Raw genomic sequence first — 15,539 nt, 5'->3', positions numbered from 1 at the left:
TCGACCGGCTACTCGTGCCCGGTGTGGACGCCGCGCGGCGCCGGGTGCCCGGCGTCGGAGGTCGCGTCCTGCCGTAGTTCCTTGGTGGCCGACCGGTAGGCCACGGCGACGCGGGCGAACATGTCGAGGAGCAACGGCACCTGTTCCGGGCCGTAGTGCACGGCGAGCGCATCCAGGTGCCGCCGGGACGCGGCGCAGGCGGCGTCGTAATCGTCCATCCCGCCCTCGACCAGCTCCACGGTGACCATGCGCCGATCCCGTTCCCCCCGGACCCGTCGTACGTACCCCGCCTTCTCCAGCCTGTCGATCAGCCGGGTGGTGGAGGCGGACGGCAGCCCCAGCTCCTCCGCGATCGCTCCCACGGCGAGTGGCCCACGCGTCTCCAGCAGCATGGTGGCGGCGACGTCGACCGGCTGCAGGCCGAGCCGGTCGGCGACCGCCTCATTGTGCAGCAGGATCGCGACCAGGAACTCGCGGAAGACCGCCTCTTCTGGATGTTTGTGGGCCACTTTCCAAACCTACTCCACCGCAATGTAACTTCGAATCGAAGATACTCCGATTTGGAGGAGACATGGACGTTCTGGTCATCGGCGCCGGGGTGGGCGGCCTGGCCGTCGCGCGCCGGTTACTGGCCGCCGGTCACCGGGTGCGGGCTTACGATCAGGCTCCGGCCCGGCGGACAGGCGGTAAGGCGCTGCTCGTCTGGAGCAACGGCAATGCCGTGCTGAACGATCTCGGCGTCAGCCTGGACGGCGTCGGCGCCCGCATCGACCGGATCGACGCGCTGACCTCCGGCGGCCGGCTGCGCACCAGCATGGACATCGCCCACGCGGCCGACCGCTTCGGCTTCGTGACCAAGGCGATCCCCCGCCGCCACCTGATGGAACGCCTGGCCGACGGGCTGCCCGACGATGTCGTCCACTACGGCATGACCTGCCGGAGCGTCACGCAGGAGGGCAGCCGGGTCACGGCGACCTTCGCCGGCGGATCGACGGCCACGGGCGACGTGCTCATCGGAGCCGACGGTCACCACTCCGTCGTACGGCGCGCCCTGTGGGGCGAGAGCACCGTGCGACCGGCCACTTTCGGCACCTGGCAGGGCCTGAGCCCGATCGACATCGACATCACCGACACGACCCGCCACCTCATGATCTCGGGGCGGGAGGGCGCGTGCGGCCTCATGCCCGCCGGCGATGGCCTGCTGCAGTGGTGGTTCGACATGCCCTGGTCGCCCGCCGACCCGCGACCCGCCGCCCCGCTGGCCGAGCTGAGGCGCCGGTTCGGGCACTGGGCGTCGCCCGTCCCCGAGGTGCTCGCCGCCGCCTCCGAGGATGACCTCGAGTTCTTCGGCCACCACTGGAACAAGGTCCGCCGGGTGTGGGGGGAGGGCCGCATCACGCTGGTCGGCGACGCCGCCCACACCATGCCGCCCACTCTGGGGCAGGGTGCCAACCAGACCCTCGAGGACGCCTGGGTGCTCGGGCGAGAGCTCTCCAGGGACGGCGACGATCCGGCGGTATGGCTGCGCGCCTACGAGAAGGCCCGCTACCCGCACATCTCCCTGGTGTCCCGGCTGGCCAAGCGCAACCCCGCCAACTGGCGCGTCCCACCGCTGATCGCCCGGCTGTTCCCCGAGACGTCCCAGACCGCCATGCTCGCCCGCTTCAGCAACCGCCTCACCGCGCCCGCTGGTTAGGTTTCTGGGTTCGCGATTTCGACGATGTGCAGCGGCTCGTCAAAGGCATGGGTGGCTTTGTCCCAGTGGAGCTTGTTCAGGGTGAGCACCGGGCACACTGAGGCGTCGGCGATGGCGGCGACGTGGGCGTCTCCCCAGTCGAGGCCCGTGCGGTTGATCACTGAGGCGAGAGTGGTGCCGTGCTCAGGCTCGCGAGCTCCAGCAACGGTGATCTGCGGCAGGGTGGCGATGCCGAGCAGCAAGTCCGTCGCCTCTTTGGTGCCGCAGTCGAGTGAGGCACCGGTGATCGCCAGGACGGACATGACCATGGACTGGCCCTCGGCGTCGAATCGGGCGACCATCTCCATCAGGTCGCTGTCTCCTCGAGCCAGTTCGGCCAGAAAGCCCGTATCGAGGATGAGCGGGGGCAAAGTCACTGTCCGGCCTCGCCGCGGTAGCCGGGGAGATCGGCGAGCTGCTTTTTGACATTGGCCATCATCCGGTCGACCCGCGCATGGTCGGCACTTTCCCGGGCTCGCGTCAAATGCGCGTCCAGGATCGCCCGGCGACGCCGGTCTTCTCGGACTCGCGCAGCCAGAGCTTCGTTGACGTAGGCGGACAGGGACTTGACATCGTCGTCCCCTACGCGAGATTTCACGTATTCCACCAGGTCGGGATCCAGTGTGACAGCAATGCTGGGTTTTGCTCGGCTACTCATGACGCCATGCTAATACTTTCCTAAGATCTTTTCTTGCGGTCCGCATGTTTTCCATAGCTCTCAGTGACGATGGGCTCACCGTAATAGTCCGCCAACCGGGACCGGTCCCGGACCGCCCGGGTTAGGGTGCGGAGCCATGAAGTCACCGCTTGACGGGCCTACCCCGCCGACGCCCGTGGTCGGTGTCGTGGCGGTGGTCTGGGCCGTCGCGGCAGCGTCGTTCACCATGGCGGCCATCGCCATCGTCGGCCTCCTGCTGGCACAAGGCATCTGGTGGGCGATCCTCGGCCTCTTCGCCGTCGCGATAGCCCGAGGGTTGTGGCGGGGATGGCGCGGCCCGCGGCTGCTGGGGATCGCCCTGGGCGTGGTCATGCTGGTGCTGGGGGCCGGTCCATACGCCTGGGATCAGGTCTACCCGGTGCTCGGGGTGGTGATGGCCGTCATCCTGGCCCTGGCCGGCAGCGCGGTCATCGTGCTGCTCGTCGTGCCGCCGTCGTCCCGCGCCTGGTTCGCCCGTCATCGGCGCAGGCGCGGGAGTCGATGAGCGGCCTCATCCGCGCGGGCGGACGCGCCTGACCGCCCGGCTCAGGGGGTCAGGCGGTGGGAGAGCCAGGCCAGCGCCAGGGGGTAGCGGTACTCGATGGCGCCGTGGCCGGCGTCGAAGAGCTCGAAATAGATCTTCTCGTCCGGTACGCCCGCCGCCTCCAGCGCCCGCCGGAACGCCACCGCCCCGAAGTCCAGGAAGTACTCGTCCTTGTTCCCGGCATCCACCCAGATCGCGCGCATCGAGCGGAGCGCCTGCGCGTAGCGGGGCTCCTGGGCCATCACCACCGGATCGCACGCCAGCCAGCGCGACCACACCTCCGGCAGCACCGCGCCCGTGTCGTCGAAGGGCACGCGCACGGTCCCGTCCGGGTCCGCGGAATAGGCCGCCGAGTACGCGTACATCTCCAGCAGGTCCAGATCCCCCTCCTTGGTCCCGGCCAGGCGGCCGCGGAAGTCGGCGAGGAACTTGTCGTACGAGCCTTCGTACATGTCGCGCAGCCTGCGCGCCAGCTCGGGGAACGCCCTGCGGTTGCTGACCTCGAACAACGCGTCACCGGCATGCGTGGCCAGCGCCCCGAAGACGTCGGGCGCCAGCATGGCGGTCACCATGGCGCCGTAGCCGCCGCTGGACTTGCCGGTCACCGCCCGGTGGTCGCGGTCGGCGATCGTGCGGTAGCGGGCGTCCACCCACGGCACGACCTCGTCGCGCAGGTAGGAGTGGTAGCGGCCGGTGGCGGGGGAGTCGAGGTACTGGCTGCCGCCGAGGGAGGTCCACGCGTCCACGTACACGACGATCGCGGGCGGCGTGTCCCCGGCCGCGAACACGGCGTCGGCGAGCTCCGGGTACGGCTGGCGGAACGGCGCCCGGTTCAGCCACATGGCGACGTGGCCGGTGTAGCCGAGCAGCACGTAGATCGAAGGGTAGCGGCGGCCGGGCTCGTCGTCGTACCCCGGCGGGACGTACACCAGCAGCGGGCGCTCGTGCGGGTCCCCCAGGGGATTGCCGCGCAGCAGGGCGCTGTCGATGACGTCGTGGTCGAGGCGGCCGGCCAGCTCGGCGGACCAGGGCAGCATGGAGAATCCTTTCGATCGACTCAGCCGACGGACGGGGTCACCGTGTCCACGCCCGCCTGAGTGACGGAGCGGCCGGAGACCAGGACCAGTGCGAGGTTGCGCAGGTCGGCCAGGCGGGCGAGCGGGTCGCCCGCGACCGCGATAAGGTCGGCCCGCTTGCCGGCCTCCAGGCTGCCGGTCACCTCGCCCACCCCGCAGGCGTCGGCGGCGCGCACGGTGGCCAGCTCGACGATCTCCGCGTTGCCGTAGCCGACCTGCGCGAACACCTCCAGGCCGCCGATGTACCCGTCGGTGGGGTTGGCCACGCCGGCGGCGGCGAACCCGGCGTCGGTGCCCGCGATGAGCCGGATCCCGGCCTCCCGCATGGCGGCCACGCTGCTCAGCCAGGCGTCCACCATCTCGGGGCCATGGCGCTCGCGCATCCGCCAGAGCACGCCGTGCACGGTGGGGCACACGTACGTGCCGCTGGCCGCGACGAGATCGGCCAGCCCGGCGTCGAACTCGTGCCCCGACGGGGTGAAGAACGTGCAGTGCTCGATGGTCGTGACGCCCGCCTCCACGCAGCTGCGGATCGACGCGTGCGCGTGGGCGTGCGCCGCGACGCCCTTGCCGCGTGACGCGGCCTCCTCCACGACGACCCTGAGCAGATCGGCGCCGTACTGCTGCGCCCAGCTCGGCGGCGCGCCGGGCGTCATCAGCCCGCCGGAGGCCATCACCTTCAGGCAGTCGGCACCGGCCCGGAGGTTCTCCCTGGCGACGCGGCGGACGGCGGGCTCGTCGTCGGCCTCGCCGCCCATGTACCAGCAGTGGCCGCCCGTGATCGTGATGGGCCTGGTGGCGGCCACGATGTGCGGGCCGACCGCCAGACCCTCCTCGACGGCGTCGCGCAGCGCCAGGTTGAGGAAGCCGCGCGAGCCCAGGTCGCGGCAGGTCGTGACGCCTGCGGAGACGAGCTTGCGGGCGTTCTCCGCCATGCGTAACAGCAGGTGATGATCGCTCTCGGGGCTGCGCCGCGTCACCGGGTCGACCGCGGCGTCGAACCCCAGGTGCACATGCGCGTCGATCAGCCCCGGCAGCACCGTGTGGCCCGGCAGGTCGAGGACCTCGGCGGCGTCGCCCCCGCTGCCGCGCGGCCCCACGGAGACGATCTTGGAGCCGTCGATGAGAACCTCGCCGTCCGCGATCACCTCCCCGGGGTGCCCGGTGAGCACCTTCGCGGCGCGAATGATCCTCATGCACCGACCTTAAGACCATGAGAAGCGGATCTGAAGCCCGTCCCCGCACTCTGGGGACATGACGACGAACACCGCACAGTACGAGATCATCCGCCACTTCGACGCCCCCCGCGAGCTGGTATGGGCCGCCTGGACCGAGCCCGAGCGCTTCTCGCAGTGGTTCGGCCCCCGGACGCTGACCACGCCGGTCGGCCGGATCACCCTGGACGCCCGGCCCGGCGGCATCTGGCGGGCCACGCTGGTCGGGGAGGAGGGGTTCGAGGCGACGCTGGACGGCGCCTACCGCGAGGTGGCGGGGCCGGAGCGGCTGGTGTTCACCACGGGCGACCCGGACAATCCGGGCGACGGGCCGGCGTCGGTGGTCACGCTCCACTTCACCGAGGCGGACGGCAAGACGGAGATGCGCTTCCACCAGTACGGCGTCAACACCGACCCCGACCACGCCGAACAGGCCAAGGCAGGCTGGATCGAGTTCTTCGACCGGCTCGCCGAGCACCTTGCGTAGCCCTCACGGCAGCAGGTCCGCGGCCTCGTCGAGCTTGAGGGTGGCGCCTTCCCGGTACGCGGCGGCGAAGGCGTCCTCCCCGAGCGCGTCGCGCACCCTCGCCGCCACCCGCTCGTTGTCGGCCTGCTCGGCCGCCCCCGCGGGCGTCTGGTTGCGCTCCCTGGCCGCGGCTGCCAGCCCGAGCAGCTTGGCCGCCTTCTCGGTCGGCCCCGCGGCCGCCGCCGCGCCCTCGACGGCGAACGCCATCGACCTGGGGTCGCCGATCTTGCGGGCCGCGGCCAGCCCCTCCACGTGCAGGTCCATGGCGGCGGCCGGGTTTCCGCGCAGCTCCATGACGTAGCCCAGCTCGACCAGCGTGTCCGGCACGTGCAGAGAGGGCTCGGTGTCCGGGTCGCGCGGCTCGCCTTCGAGCAGCCGGAGCAGGTGCGTCTCGGCCAGGTCCAGCCGACCGGCCCGGCGCGCGGCGAAGGCGAGGCCCATCTCGCCCATGGTCGCGCCTTCCCGGTAGCCCTGGCTTTCCGCCAGCCTCATGCCCCGCTCGCAGAACTCCATGGCGCGCTCGTACTCGCCACTCTGCAACGCGATCCAGCCCAGCCAGGCGGTGCTCGTGGAGACCTCCGGCCACAGCCCCAGGTCCTCGGCCATCCGCAGCCCCTCGCCGAACAGCCGGTTGGCCCGCTCCGCGTCGGTCGCCATCTCGGCCAGCGAGGCCAGCCACGCCTTGGCCTGCAGCAGCCCCCAGCGGTCGCCCAGCTCGGTGAACAGCCGCGCGCTCTCCTCGCCGATCCGCTCGAGCGCCTCGATGTCCCGCGTCGTGAACGCGTCCCTGGCCTGCCTGGCGAGCGCCGCCGCGACGCCCCACCGGTCGCCGACCTCCCTGAACGTGGCCAGCGCCCGGCGCGTCAGCTCCTGACCCGTCGGCATGTCCTTGACGTGCATGCCCACGAACAGCGCGGCCCTGGCCCGTTCACCTGGATCCTCGACGGCCTCCAGCACGGGCTCCCACTCGACCTGCTCGCCCAGGATGAGCGCGAACCCGGCCTCCCACGCCGCCGCCCTGGCCCTGACGGGAGTGTGATCGCCCGCGACGGACAGCGCGGTCGCCAGCGACCGCCTGCCCTCGGCCAGCCTGCCCCGCAGGAACCAGTACCAGGCCAGCGCGTTGACCAGCCGGGCCGCGCTGCCGGCGTCCTTCTGTGCGACCGCCGTGTCGAGCGCGGCCCGCATGTTCGCGGCCTCCGCGTCCAGGCGCAACAGCCAGTCCCGCTGCTCGTGCCCGTACAGCTCCGGCTCAGCCCGTACGGCCAGCGCCAGGTAGTGGCGCAGGTGCGCGAGGCGGGTCCGATCGAGCTCGCCCGCGTCGGACAGCCGGTCCAGGCAGTACGCGGAGACCGATTCGAGCAGCCGGTACCTGACGCCCGCGGAGGCGTCGACGACGACCACGAGCGAGCGGTCGACCAGGCGGGCCAGCAGGTCGAGCACGTCGAGCTCGGGCGCGTCGCAGACGGACTCGGCCGCCTCCAGGGTGCAGCCGTCGGCGTGCACGGAGAGGCGGCGCAGGACGCGGCGCTCCTCGTCGGACAGCAGGTCCCAGCTCCAGTCGATCACCGCGGTCAGCGTCTGCTGGCGGGCGGGGGCGCCGCGCTGCCCCGAGGCCAGCAGCCGGAACCGGTCGTCCAGCCTGGCCACCACACCCTGGACGCCCAGCGCCCGCACCCGGGTCGCGGCCAGCTCCAGCGCCAGCGGGATGCCGTCCAGCCGCCTGCAGAGCTGCGCGACGGCCTGGGCGTTGCCCGCGTCGAGCACGAACCCGCGGGCGGAGGCGGCGGCCCTGGTCACGAACAACCTGACCGCGTCGGAACGCGCCATCACCGCCAGGTCGGCGCTGCCGGGCACGTCGAGCGGGGGCACGCTCCACAGCACCTCGCCGGCCACGGCCAGCGGCTCCCTGCTCGTGGCCAGGATCCGCAGCCCGGGACAGGCGTGCAGGAGCGACTCGGCCAGCTCGGCGACCTGCTCGACCACGTGCTCGCAGTTGTCCAGCACCAGCAGCATCCGCCGGGCCCTGAGCGCCGCGGCGAGCCGCTCCATCAGGGCCCGGCCGGCGTCGCCGGGGGAGGCGGCCGCCGTCGCGGCGGCGTCCTCCCGGATGTCCAGGGCGGCCATGACGGCCTCCGCGGGGGAGCGGGACGCCTGGTCGAGCGCGACCAGCCAGGCCCCGTCGGCGAACTCGTCCACCAGCCGGTTCGCGGCCTCCAGCGCCAGCCGGGTCTTGCCCACCCCGCCGCTGCCGGTGAGCGTCACCAGCCGCTCGTCGCCCACCAGCGCGCACACCTCGGCCAGCGCCTCGTCCCTGCCGATGAGCTTGCTGACGGAGGCGGGCAGGTTCGTGACGGGGCGGTCGGCGGGCACGCTCAGCGCCGGGTCCTGCCCGAGTATCGCCTGGTGGAGCGCGACCAGCTCGGGCCCGGGGTCGAGGCCGAGCTCGTCGGCCAGCCGGTCCCGCAGCTCGGCGTAGGACCCCAGCGCCTCGCTCTGGCGGCCCGCCCGGTAGAGGGCGCGCATGTGGACCGCGCGCAGCCGTTCCCTGAGCGGATGCCTGGCCACCAGGTCGCCCAGCTCGCCCACGAGCAGCCCGTGCTCGCCCAGCTCCAGCCGCGCCTCGGCGTGCTGCTCCAGCGCCGACAGCCGCTGCTCCTCCAGGCGGAGGATGGCCGACCTCGTGTACTCCTCGTCGGCGAAGTCGGCGTACGCGGGCCCCCGCCACAGCGCCAGCGCGTCGGCCAGCAGCCCCGCCCGGGTCCGCGGGCTGTCGGCGGCCTCGGCCTTGGCCAGCAGGCCGGCGAAGCGGGCCGCGTCCACGGCGCCGTCCTCGTGACGTAGCAGATAGCCCGGAGCGCGGGAGACGACGAGGTTCTTGCCGCCGGGCTCGGCGTCCTCGAACGCCTTGCGCAGCTGCGAGACCCGCACCTGCAGCGCCCCGGCCGGATTGCCCGGCGGCTCCGCGCCCCACAGGTCGTCGACCAGCCGGTCCACGGACACCGGATGGCCCTCGTGGACGAGCAGGTCCACGAGCAGCGCGCGTACCTTGAGCCCGGGAATCGTGACACTCTCGCCGGAGTCCGTCCACACGGCCAGCGGGCCCAGCACCCCAAAACGCATGCTCGTCACCTTATGTGCGGCCTCAAGCCCGCGGAAAGATTCATGACGCGGACGCGGCCACCGCCCGGCGCCGGGCGGCCAGCAGCATCGCGGCGGGCACCACGGCCAGGATGAACGGCGAGGGCTCGAACACTGCGGCCCCGGCCAGCGCCCAGAGCGCCACGCCGATCCCGAGATACGAGGGCGGCACCTCCCCGCGCCGCCCGAATCCCACGACCAGCGCCCCGATCAGCCCCAACGGCACCGCGAAGCTGCCCCAGACGAGCCAGAACGCGCCCACGTGCGGCGCGAGCTGCGACAGGTCGTCCGGTCCTGGCGGGAAGAACCACATTCCGCCGGCGAACCAGCTCGGGATGTGCTCGGCGCTCAGCACCCCGGTGAGCACCAGGTGCGCGCAGGCCAGGAACACCAGGATCCCGCCCGCCCGCTTTACGGAAACTGAAGTATCGGAACTCATGGTTCCGAATAATGCGCCTGGCCGGGCCGGGGCGCAACGTCGGCTACATCACATTACGGATCTGCTGGTTCCGTAATAGACTCGCCCGCATGACGCAACCGGTGGGCCGTCCCAGGGACGGGCGGGTGGACGGGGCCATCGCCGCGGCGGCCCGCGAGCTGCTGGCCGAGCAGGGGTACGCGCAGCTCACCGTGGACGCCGTGGCCTCCAGGGCGGGCGTCGGGAAGGCGGCCATCTACCGCCGCCACGCCACCAAGCAGGCGATGATCTTCGCGGCGGTCATGCACGACCTGGAGCTGGAGACGCCGCCCGACGCCGGCTCGCTGGCCGCCGACCTGGCGGCGGTCACCCGCGTCATCGTCACGAGCCTGGCCACGCCGCCGCCGGGAGTGGTGCCCGGGTTGCTGGCCGACGTTCACGCGGATGGGGGGATGGCGGCCATGTTCGCGGGGACGTTCGTCAAGGCCGAGCGTGACTGCGTGACCGAGGTGCTGGACCGGGCGGTGGGGCGGGGGGAGCTGGCGTGCCGGCCGGATCCGGCGCGGGTGCACGCCATGCTGCTGGGGCCGATCTTCGCCTGGCTGTTCCTGCTCTTCGAGGACCGCGCCCGGTTGTCCGGCTTCGCCGAAACGCTGGCCGCCGACGTCGCCCGCCTCCTGGCCGCCGAAACCGGCCCGGCAGGACGCCCCTGACCCAAAGGGATCTCAGCGGTGCCACTCGCCCCTTTCCTCCCTAAAAAGACCTCAGCCATGCGGCCAGGGGCGGTGGGTCCGATGGACGGGTCAGCCGTCGTGCGGCGACGGCGGCGCCTTCTCGGCCGAGCCGCGGTAGCGGTCGGCGGCGTAGCGCCGGTCGTTGTCCTCCAGCTTGGCCTGCGCCGCCTCCACCAGGTCCACGCCGAGCACGTCGGCCAGCCGGATCAGGTAGAGGGTCACGTCGCCCAGCTCGGTACGCATCCTGGCGAGCGCGTCGGGATCGGGGCTCCTGGACTCGTCGGCCGTCAGCCACTGGAACTCCGCCACCAGCTCCCCGACCTCGCCCGCCAGCGCCATCGCCAGATTCTTCGGCGTGTGGAACTGCTCCCAGTCCCTGACCCTCGCGAACTCCCGCAGTCGTACGGCGAGGTGCTGCAACTCCGTTGTCACGTCGCACGACCCTATCGAGCCGCGCCGGTATGTTGCTGGTCGTGAATGGGGTCGAGCTGTTCCTGTTGGGCCGGACACTGATGAAGATCGGCGAGGAGGCGATGCCGGCCGAGGGCATCGGCGAGCACTCCACGAGTGTGCGCACGGTCCTGATCGTGGTGAGTGATCTGCGCGGGCACCCGGACACCACCGTGGGCGAGATCGCCGCCCGTACCGGCCTGCCGCAGAGCGCCGTGTCGGCGGCCATCGCGCGGCTGCGCACCGCGGGCGCGGTGATCGCCGAGACGGACCCCGCGGACCGGCGGCGGACGATCATCCGCGAGGCCCCGGGGGTGTCTGACCGGGTGACCAGGGTCCGGGACACCCCGATCGACGCCGCGCTGGCCGCCGCCCTGGGTACGGACGATCCTCGGCGCGTGAGCGAGACCGTGGCGGCCCTGGAGGAGCTGGCGACCCGGCTGATCCCGGGGAAGATGCATCGAACTTGATGCATCAAATTTGATGGATTATCGTGGTCTGCATGACCGCGGAAATCTTGCACGTGCCCGGCGCCGATCTCTACTACGAGACCCGCGGCACCGGCCCGCTCCTGCTGATCTCCCAGAGCGGCGAAGGCGACGCGGGACGCAGCGTCGACCTGGCCGACCGGCTGGTGGACGAGTACACGGTGATCACGTACGACCGGCGCGGGCTCAGCCGCAGCACGATCCACGGCGCCCCGGCGACAGAGGTGAGCGTGCGGCAGCACGCCGATGACGTGCACCGGCTCCTGGCCCACCTCACGGGCCAGCCCGTGATCATGCTGGGCCAGAGCCTGGGCGCCTCCATCGGGCTCCACCTGGCCGTCGAGCACCCCGAACAGCTCAGCCTGCTCATCGCGCACGAGCCCGTCTCGCCCTGGCTGCTGCCTGAGGCCGAACGCGCCGGTCACCGGGCGGAGCTGACCGAGCTCCAGGCGCTCTACCTCGAAAGCGGCCTGCCCGCCGCGATCGGCCAGGTGAAGCGGGTGCTCGGCACCACCGAGGACGCGGAGACCGGCCTGACCCCGCAGCCCATGACGCCCCAGCGGCAGGCGAACTTCGACTTCTTCATCCGCCACGACTTCACGGCCGTCGTGGCGGACGAGCTGGACCTGAGCGGCTGCCGTACCCGCATCCTGCCCGCGGCCGGGCGCACCACCCCGCACCACGTCTTCGACCACCGGTGCGCGGTCGAGCTGGCCAAGCTGCTCGGCACCGAGCTGGTGGAGTTCCCGGGCGGCCACAACGGCAACACCAGCCATCCGCGCGCGTACGCGGCCCGGCTCCGCGAGGTACTCGAGTCCGTGAGCCGATGATCTCGTCCCGTGCGCGGGTCGAGCGACGCCGGGGCCGGGTGATATGTCCGAGCGCCCTGAAGGCCGGGCCCGCGAACCTGTACGCTTCCGCGCGTGTCCGAATTATCGGTGCCGGGCTACGAGATCAAGGGCGTTCTCGGCCAGGGCGGCTTCGGTGTGGTGTATCTCGCCCTGCAGTCTGCCGTGGGTCGTGAGGTCGCGCTCAAGGTAGACAACCGGGTGCTGCTGTCCGAGCGCGACAAGCGCCGTTTCATGCGCGAGGTCACGGCCGCCGGAGCCCTGTCCGCCCATCCGCACGTGGTGGCCGTCTACGACGCGGGGCTGCTGCCGGATGGGCGACCGTACATGGTGCTGGAGCTGTGCCCCGGCGGGTCGTTGTCGGGACGGAGGCTGTCTCCGGCCGAGGCGCGCGACGTGGGCGTGCGCATCGCCGACGCGCTGGCCGCCGCGCATGCGCAAGGGGTGCTCCACCGTGACGTGAAGCCGGGCAACATCCTGGTCAACCGGTACGGCCAGGTCGCCCTGTCCGACTTCGGCCTGGCCACCATGCCCGCGTCCGGGCCCGATGCCTCGGTGACACGCGAGTCCTTGACGCCCTCGTACGCCCCGCCTGAGGCGTTCGAGCTGGCCGAGCCCACGCCGGCCGGGGACGTGTACGCGCTGGCGGCCGCCGTCTACGCCCTGATGTCCGGCCGCCCGCCGCGCTTCCCGGAGAGCGGCGTGCCGAACCTGGCGATGATCCTGGCCCTGCACCGCCTGCCCGTTCCCGAGATCCCCGGCGTGCCGCCGGAGCTGACCGCCGTGCTGCGCCGCGCCCTGGCGAGCGATCCGCGCGAGCGCACGCCCAGTGCGGCGGCGTTCCGCGACGCCCTCGCCGCCGTCCCGCTCGGCCCATCCTCGGGGCCGGCAGCCGTACCGGCGCCTTCGCCGGCCGGACACCCCGCCGCGCCGCTGGGCCCGCCCGCATGGCCGGGCTCTTATGCCTCCTCCGGGCCGGGGCGGGAGCGGGGACGCGGCCCGATGCCGCCTCTGCCGCCGGTCGCGGGCCCACCGCCGGAGGCTCATCCGGACACCCGGCCATCCGCCCGGGACGGCACCTCGAAGGCGCTGGTCGCGATCGTCGCCGCCCTGGCCCTGGTCATCTCGGTGGGCGTCGGCGTGGTCGTCTACTCGTACGTCATCAAGGACTCGCGTGTCACCGAGGCATCGGGCCCGGCCGACACCCGGCAGGCCTCACCCGGCACCACGACCACCACCCAGCCCAAGGAGCAACCGGCCAAGACCGTGTTCGGAGCACTGGACACCTACACGGAGAACTGCCCGGCCGCCAAGGTGCGCGGCGCGGGCGCGGCCTGCGTGCGGGAGTCGGAGTGCTGGGGCGGACTGGTCATCATCGTGGGCGACACGAAGGCCAGACGGCTCGGGTGCGAGGAGAAGCACTCATGGGAGACGTTCGCGGTGGCCCCGATCCCGGCCGACGCCGACACGTACGTGCAGCAGGACCTCGCCAAGCACCCGACGGTGAAGCGGGTCTGCAGCCGGGCGATCCTCCTGGCCAGCAGGGTCGGCACGGCCAGGCGCACCGGGTCCGCCAGATGGCAGGCCGACGTCATGCCGCCGTCCCAGGCGCAGTTCGAGCAGGGCGTGCGCTTCTACCGCTGCATCGGCAACCTGACCGGCCAGGAGCCGCGCGGGTCCGCTTTTCACTAGACAGTTTGCCGGGATCTCCACATTTGGCGTGGCCGGGCTGGCGCGGCAGGGCCGGCTGGACTCCGACGAGTACTACGGCGCGCGGCTGCCCGGCGAGCTCTGCTTCGTCTCGGCGACCTGCACCGTGGTGACCTGGGAGGACGGCGCCTTTTCGTGCCGGACTGGGTGGGGATTCCGGATGATGCCGTCGGCTATGCGGGAGCGCCCGGCGGTCCGTACGACGGATTCGGGATGATGATCTGCCCCAGATTTGAGCTCGCCGACGGCTGGTGGTGGCTCGATGCGTGCCCTTGGCCCGGTTAGGCTGCCCGAATGGAGCTGAAGGATCAGGTGCGCGAGCTGCGGGCTCAGGGCCGTTCCCCGAAGGAGATCGCCAGGGCGCTGAAGGTGCCGCCGTCCGTGGTGGCGCCGCTGGTGCGGGCCATCGCCGCGGAGATTCCCGCCGTCGACCCCGAAGTGGTCGGGTGCTGGGTCAACGTCGGCTGGAGCGAGGGACTCATCGTCGACCCCGCCCGCGGATGGGTGGACGAGGCGCCGGAGTCGGGCACGGGCGGCATGGTGTGCGTGCTGGTCGCCCGGCGGCACACCTGGGACAAGATGACGGTCTGCGGCTACCTGGCGGACGTCTACTGCCTCGGGCTGAAGAACGCCATCGGCCCCGATGTGCTCGACGAGCGTGACCTGGTGCGCTTCCGCCAGTACTTCTTCGGCGAGTACGCGGGCTGGCAGGAGGCGCCGTTCGAGCTGGCCAAGAACATCGTGTTCGGGTCCATCGACCACGCCCGCACGCTCGGGTTCGAGGCGCACGAGGACTACGCGCCGCTGGCCGACGACATGCTGGGCAAGTGGGAAGGCGACTCGGCGATCACCTTCGGCCGTAACGGCAAGCCGTTCTATGTGCAGGGGCCGGACGACAAGCCGCAGCGGGTCCTGCAGATCTTGCGGCGCACGCTCACCGACGACGACTTCGACTACGTCCTCGTAGACCCGTGACGCGCATCGTGATGTTGAGGCGGCCATCCCCTCTTGGTCAGCGTGCGTCGTGGAAGACGAGCCCCAGCGTATGCCGCAGCCCCGACCGCACGGTGCTCACTCCGTGCCGCACGGGGGAGGCCGACCAGCCCCGCGACGACCGTACGGGCCGGTCCCGCGTGGTGAAGATCAGCCCGTGTCCCTGCGGCAACAGGGTCACCGTGCCCCGCGACTGGGCCCGCGGCCGCTGCTCCACCAGCAGGAACTCGCCACCGGTGTAATCCTCGCCCGGCCGGTCCAGGCCGATCACGACCTGCAACGGGAACACCAGGTCGCCGTAGAGGTCGCGGTGCAGCGCGTTCCAGTCGTCCCGCTCGTACCGCAGCAGGATGGGCGTCGGCTTGGTCTGCCCGGCTCTGTGGCACATGTCGAGCCACTCACCGAAGTCGTCCGGCCACGGAGCGGGCCAGCCCAGCTTGCCCGCCCAGTCGCGGGCGATCGGCAGCAGCCGCGGGTAGAGCTCCGCCCGCAGCCTCTCCACCAGCGGCGGGAACGGCCGGTCGAAGTACCGGTACTGCCCGGCCCCGAACCGGTACCGCTCCATGTCGATGGTGGACCGGAACAGCTCTGCCTCGTCGTACAGGCTGGAGATCTCCTTGCACTCCTCCGGGGTGAGCAGCGGCGGCGTGAGCGCGCACCCGTAGGCGTTGACCTCTTCCGTCAGCTTCGCCCAGTTCATGAGGCCGCGCTCCAGAGCCGCGGCTGCAGTGCGCCTTCGAGGGTGAGCAACCCGTGCTTGCGCTCGACGCCGCCCGCGTACCCGGTCAGCGTGCCGTCCGCGCCGACGACGCGGTGGCAGGGGCGGACGATGAGCAGCGGGTTCGCGCCGACAGCAGCGCCGACCGCGCGGATCGAATCACGTGGCGGGTCCACGTCGAACGACACGCGCGTCAGCGCCGAGCCGTCACCGGCGAGCAGCATCTCGCCCAGCGGGGTGTCGATCG

At 71.9% G+C, this 15,539-nt stretch carries 18 protein-coding genes and 1 pseudogene; 9 read left to right on the top strand and 10 right to left on the bottom strand.

Annotated elements, in window-relative coordinates; genetic code table 11:
• Positions 1–8 precede the first annotated feature (8 nt).
• Positions 9–509: a MarR family winged helix-turn-helix transcriptional regulator gene (locus ABN273_RS20940; protein WP_349450615.1), complete on the bottom strand. Its 501-nt coding sequence runs from the start codon at positions 507–509 to the stop codon at positions 9–11.
• 62 nt (positions 510–571) lie between these two features.
• On the opposite strand from ABN273_RS20940, the gene ABN273_RS20935 reads away from it, so the two are divergent.
• Positions 572–1,696, top strand: a complete 1,125-nt coding sequence (locus ABN273_RS20935; protein WP_349450614.1) for an FAD-dependent oxidoreductase — start codon at positions 572–574, stop codon at positions 1,694–1,696.
• Here ABN273_RS20935 and ABN273_RS20930 read toward each other — a convergent pair.
• Together ABN273_RS20930 and ABN273_RS20925 are read right to left on the bottom strand one after the other, a co-directional pair.
• Positions 1,693–2,106, bottom strand: coding sequence for a PIN domain-containing protein (locus tag ABN273_RS20930; RefSeq protein WP_349450613.1), 414 nt, complete (start codon positions 2,104–2,106; stop codon positions 1,693–1,695). The two genes, ABN273_RS20935 and ABN273_RS20930, sit on opposite strands and share 4 nt — an antisense overlap.
• 2 nt (positions 2,107–2,108) lie before the next feature.
• On the bottom strand, positions 2,109–2,393 hold the full coding sequence (locus ABN273_RS20925) for a hypothetical protein (RefSeq protein ID WP_349450612.1): 285 nt from the start codon (positions 2,391–2,393) through the stop codon (positions 2,109–2,111).
• A gap of 136 nt (positions 2,394–2,529) precedes the next feature.
• Here ABN273_RS20925 and ABN273_RS20920 point away from each other — a divergent pair, with 136 nt between their 5' ends.
• Positions 2,530–2,937, top strand: coding sequence for a hypothetical protein (locus tag ABN273_RS20920; RefSeq protein WP_349450611.1), 408 nt, complete (start codon positions 2,530–2,532; stop codon positions 2,935–2,937).
• A 41-nt stretch (positions 2,938–2,978) separates the two neighbouring features.
• Here ABN273_RS20920 and ABN273_RS20915 read toward each other — a convergent pair whose 3' ends face one another.
• Positions 2,979–4,013: an alpha/beta hydrolase gene (locus tag ABN273_RS20915; protein ID WP_349450610.1), complete on the bottom strand. Its 1,035-nt coding sequence runs from the start codon at positions 4,011–4,013 to the stop codon at positions 2,979–2,981.
• Between the two features lie 20 nt (positions 4,014–4,033).
• A complete protein-coding gene (locus tag ABN273_RS20910; protein ID WP_349450609.1) occupies positions 4,034–5,248 on the bottom strand; it encodes an amidohydrolase family protein in 1,215 nt (404 codons plus the stop codon).
• A 58-nt stretch (positions 5,249–5,306) separates the two neighbouring features.
• On the opposite strand from ABN273_RS20910, the gene ABN273_RS20905 reads away from it, so the two are divergent.
• Entirely contained in the window at positions 5,307–5,753 is a 447-nt protein-coding gene (locus ABN273_RS20905) for an SRPBCC family protein (RefSeq protein WP_349450608.1), read from the top strand.
• A gap of 3 nt (positions 5,754–5,756) precedes the next feature.
• Here ABN273_RS20905 and ABN273_RS20900 read toward each other — a convergent pair whose 3' ends face one another.
• Together ABN273_RS20900 and ABN273_RS20895 are read right to left on the bottom strand one after the other, a co-directional pair.
• Positions 5,757–8,915 (bottom strand): AfsR/SARP family transcriptional regulator, encoded by a 3,159-nt coding sequence (locus ABN273_RS20900; RefSeq protein ID WP_349450607.1) that lies wholly within the window; start codon positions 8,913–8,915, stop codon positions 5,757–5,759.
• 40 nt (positions 8,916–8,955) lie between these two features.
• Positions 8,956–9,372, bottom strand: a complete 417-nt coding sequence (locus tag ABN273_RS20895; protein ID WP_349450606.1) for a hypothetical protein — start codon at positions 9,370–9,372, stop codon at positions 8,956–8,958.
• Between the two features lie 89 nt (positions 9,373–9,461).
• On the opposite strand from ABN273_RS20895, the gene ABN273_RS20890 reads away from it, so the two are divergent.
• Positions 9,462–10,064, top strand: coding sequence for a TetR/AcrR family transcriptional regulator (locus tag ABN273_RS20890; RefSeq protein WP_349450605.1), 603 nt, complete (start codon positions 9,462–9,464; stop codon positions 10,062–10,064).
• A gap of 90 nt (positions 10,065–10,154) precedes the next feature.
• Here ABN273_RS20890 and ABN273_RS20885 read toward each other — a convergent pair whose 3' ends face one another.
• Positions 10,155–10,517: a nucleotide pyrophosphohydrolase gene (locus ABN273_RS20885; protein WP_349450604.1), complete on the bottom strand. Its 363-nt coding sequence runs from the start codon at positions 10,515–10,517 to the stop codon at positions 10,155–10,157.
• Between the two features lie 41 nt (positions 10,518–10,558).
• Between ABN273_RS20885 and ABN273_RS20880 the strand changes: the two genes are divergently transcribed.
• The 5 genes from ABN273_RS20880 to ABN273_RS20860 all read left to right on the top strand — a co-directional run bounded on the left by ABN273_RS20880 (position 10,559) and on the right by ABN273_RS20860 (position 14,556).
• Positions 10,559–11,005 (top strand): MarR family transcriptional regulator, encoded by a 447-nt coding sequence (locus ABN273_RS20880; protein ID WP_349450603.1) that lies wholly within the window; start codon positions 10,559–10,561, stop codon positions 11,003–11,005.
• Between the two features lie 32 nt (positions 11,006–11,037).
• Positions 11,038–11,853 (top strand): alpha/beta fold hydrolase, encoded by an 816-nt coding sequence (locus ABN273_RS20875; protein ID WP_349450602.1) that lies wholly within the window; start codon positions 11,038–11,040, stop codon positions 11,851–11,853.
• A gap of 93 nt (positions 11,854–11,946) precedes the next feature.
• Complete coding sequence (locus tag ABN273_RS20870) at positions 11,947–13,563, top strand: serine/threonine-protein kinase (RefSeq protein WP_349450601.1); 1,617 nt, start codon at positions 11,947–11,949, stop codon at positions 13,561–13,563.
• Between the two features lie 28 nt (positions 13,564–13,591).
• A complete protein-coding gene (locus tag ABN273_RS20865; RefSeq protein ID WP_349450600.1) occupies positions 13,592–13,798 on the top strand; it encodes a hypothetical protein in 207 nt (68 codons plus the stop codon).
• A gap of 77 nt (positions 13,799–13,875) precedes the next feature.
• Positions 13,876–14,556, top strand: coding sequence for a helix-turn-helix domain-containing protein (locus ABN273_RS20860; RefSeq protein WP_349450599.1), 681 nt, complete (start codon positions 13,876–13,878; stop codon positions 14,554–14,556).
• A gap of 37 nt (positions 14,557–14,593) precedes the next feature.
• On the opposite strand, the gene ABN273_RS20855 is transcribed toward ABN273_RS20860, so the two are convergent.
• Both ABN273_RS20855 and ABN273_RS59520 read right to left on the bottom strand, forming a co-directional pair.
• Positions 14,594–15,274 (bottom strand): 2OG-Fe(II) oxygenase, encoded by a 681-nt coding sequence (locus tag ABN273_RS20855; RefSeq protein ID WP_349450598.1) that lies wholly within the window; start codon positions 15,272–15,274, stop codon positions 14,594–14,596.
• A pseudogene (locus tag ABN273_RS59520) lies at positions 15,271–15,447 on the bottom strand (methylated-DNA--[protein]-cysteine S-methyltransferase); the annotation flags it as partial. The gene ABN273_RS20855 and the pseudogene ABN273_RS59520, both read right to left, overlap by 4 nt.
• Between the last annotated feature and the right edge of the window lie 92 nt (positions 15,448–15,539).

Origin of the sequence: Nonomuraea sp. B19D2, from assembly GCF_040137845.1 — a bacterium.
Classification (GTDB): Bacteria; Actinomycetota; Actinomycetes; order Streptosporangiales; family Streptosporangiaceae; genus Nonomuraea.
Note: the sequence above shows the minus strand (reverse complement) of the source record. Positions and strands in the feature narration are given on the sequence as shown.

Excerpts from the sequence above, each read along its gene's own strand:
- ABN273_RS20935 (WP_349450614.1), top strand. The coding sequence starts at position 572 with ATGGACGTTCTGGTCATCGGCGCCGGGGTGGGCGGCCTGGCCGTCGCG.
- ABN273_RS20925 (WP_349450612.1), bottom strand. The coding sequence starts at position 2,393 with ATGAGTAGCCGAGCAAAACCCAGCATTGCTGTCACACTGGATCCCGAC.
- ABN273_RS20920 (WP_349450611.1), top strand. The coding sequence starts at position 2,530 with ATGAAGTCACCGCTTGACGGGCCTACCCCGCCGACGCCCGTGGTCGGT.
- ABN273_RS20915 (WP_349450610.1), bottom strand. The coding sequence starts at position 4,013 with ATGCTGCCCTGGTCCGCCGAGCTGGCCGGCCGCCTCGACCACGACGTC.
- ABN273_RS20910 (WP_349450609.1), bottom strand. The coding sequence starts at position 5,248 with ATGAGGATCATTCGCGCCGCGAAGGTGCTCACCGGGCACCCCGGGGAG.
- ABN273_RS20905 (WP_349450608.1), top strand. The coding sequence starts at position 5,307 with ATGACGACGAACACCGCACAGTACGAGATCATCCGCCACTTCGACGCC.
- ABN273_RS20900 (WP_349450607.1), bottom strand. The coding sequence starts at position 8,915 with ATGCGTTTTGGGGTGCTGGGCCCGCTGGCCGTGTGGACGGACTCCGGC.
- ABN273_RS20895 (WP_349450606.1), bottom strand. The coding sequence starts at position 9,372 with ATGAGTTCCGATACTTCAGTTTCCGTAAAGCGGGCGGGCGGGATCCTG.
- ABN273_RS20890 (WP_349450605.1), top strand. The coding sequence starts at position 9,462 with ATGACGCAACCGGTGGGCCGTCCCAGGGACGGGCGGGTGGACGGGGCC.
- ABN273_RS20875 (WP_349450602.1), top strand. The coding sequence starts at position 11,038 with ATGACCGCGGAAATCTTGCACGTGCCCGGCGCCGATCTCTACTACGAG.
- ABN273_RS20860 (WP_349450599.1), top strand. The coding sequence starts at position 13,876 with ATGGAGCTGAAGGATCAGGTGCGCGAGCTGCGGGCTCAGGGCCGTTCC.
- ABN273_RS20855 (WP_349450598.1), bottom strand. The coding sequence starts at position 15,274 with ATGAACTGGGCGAAGCTGACGGAAGAGGTCAACGCCTACGGGTGCGCG.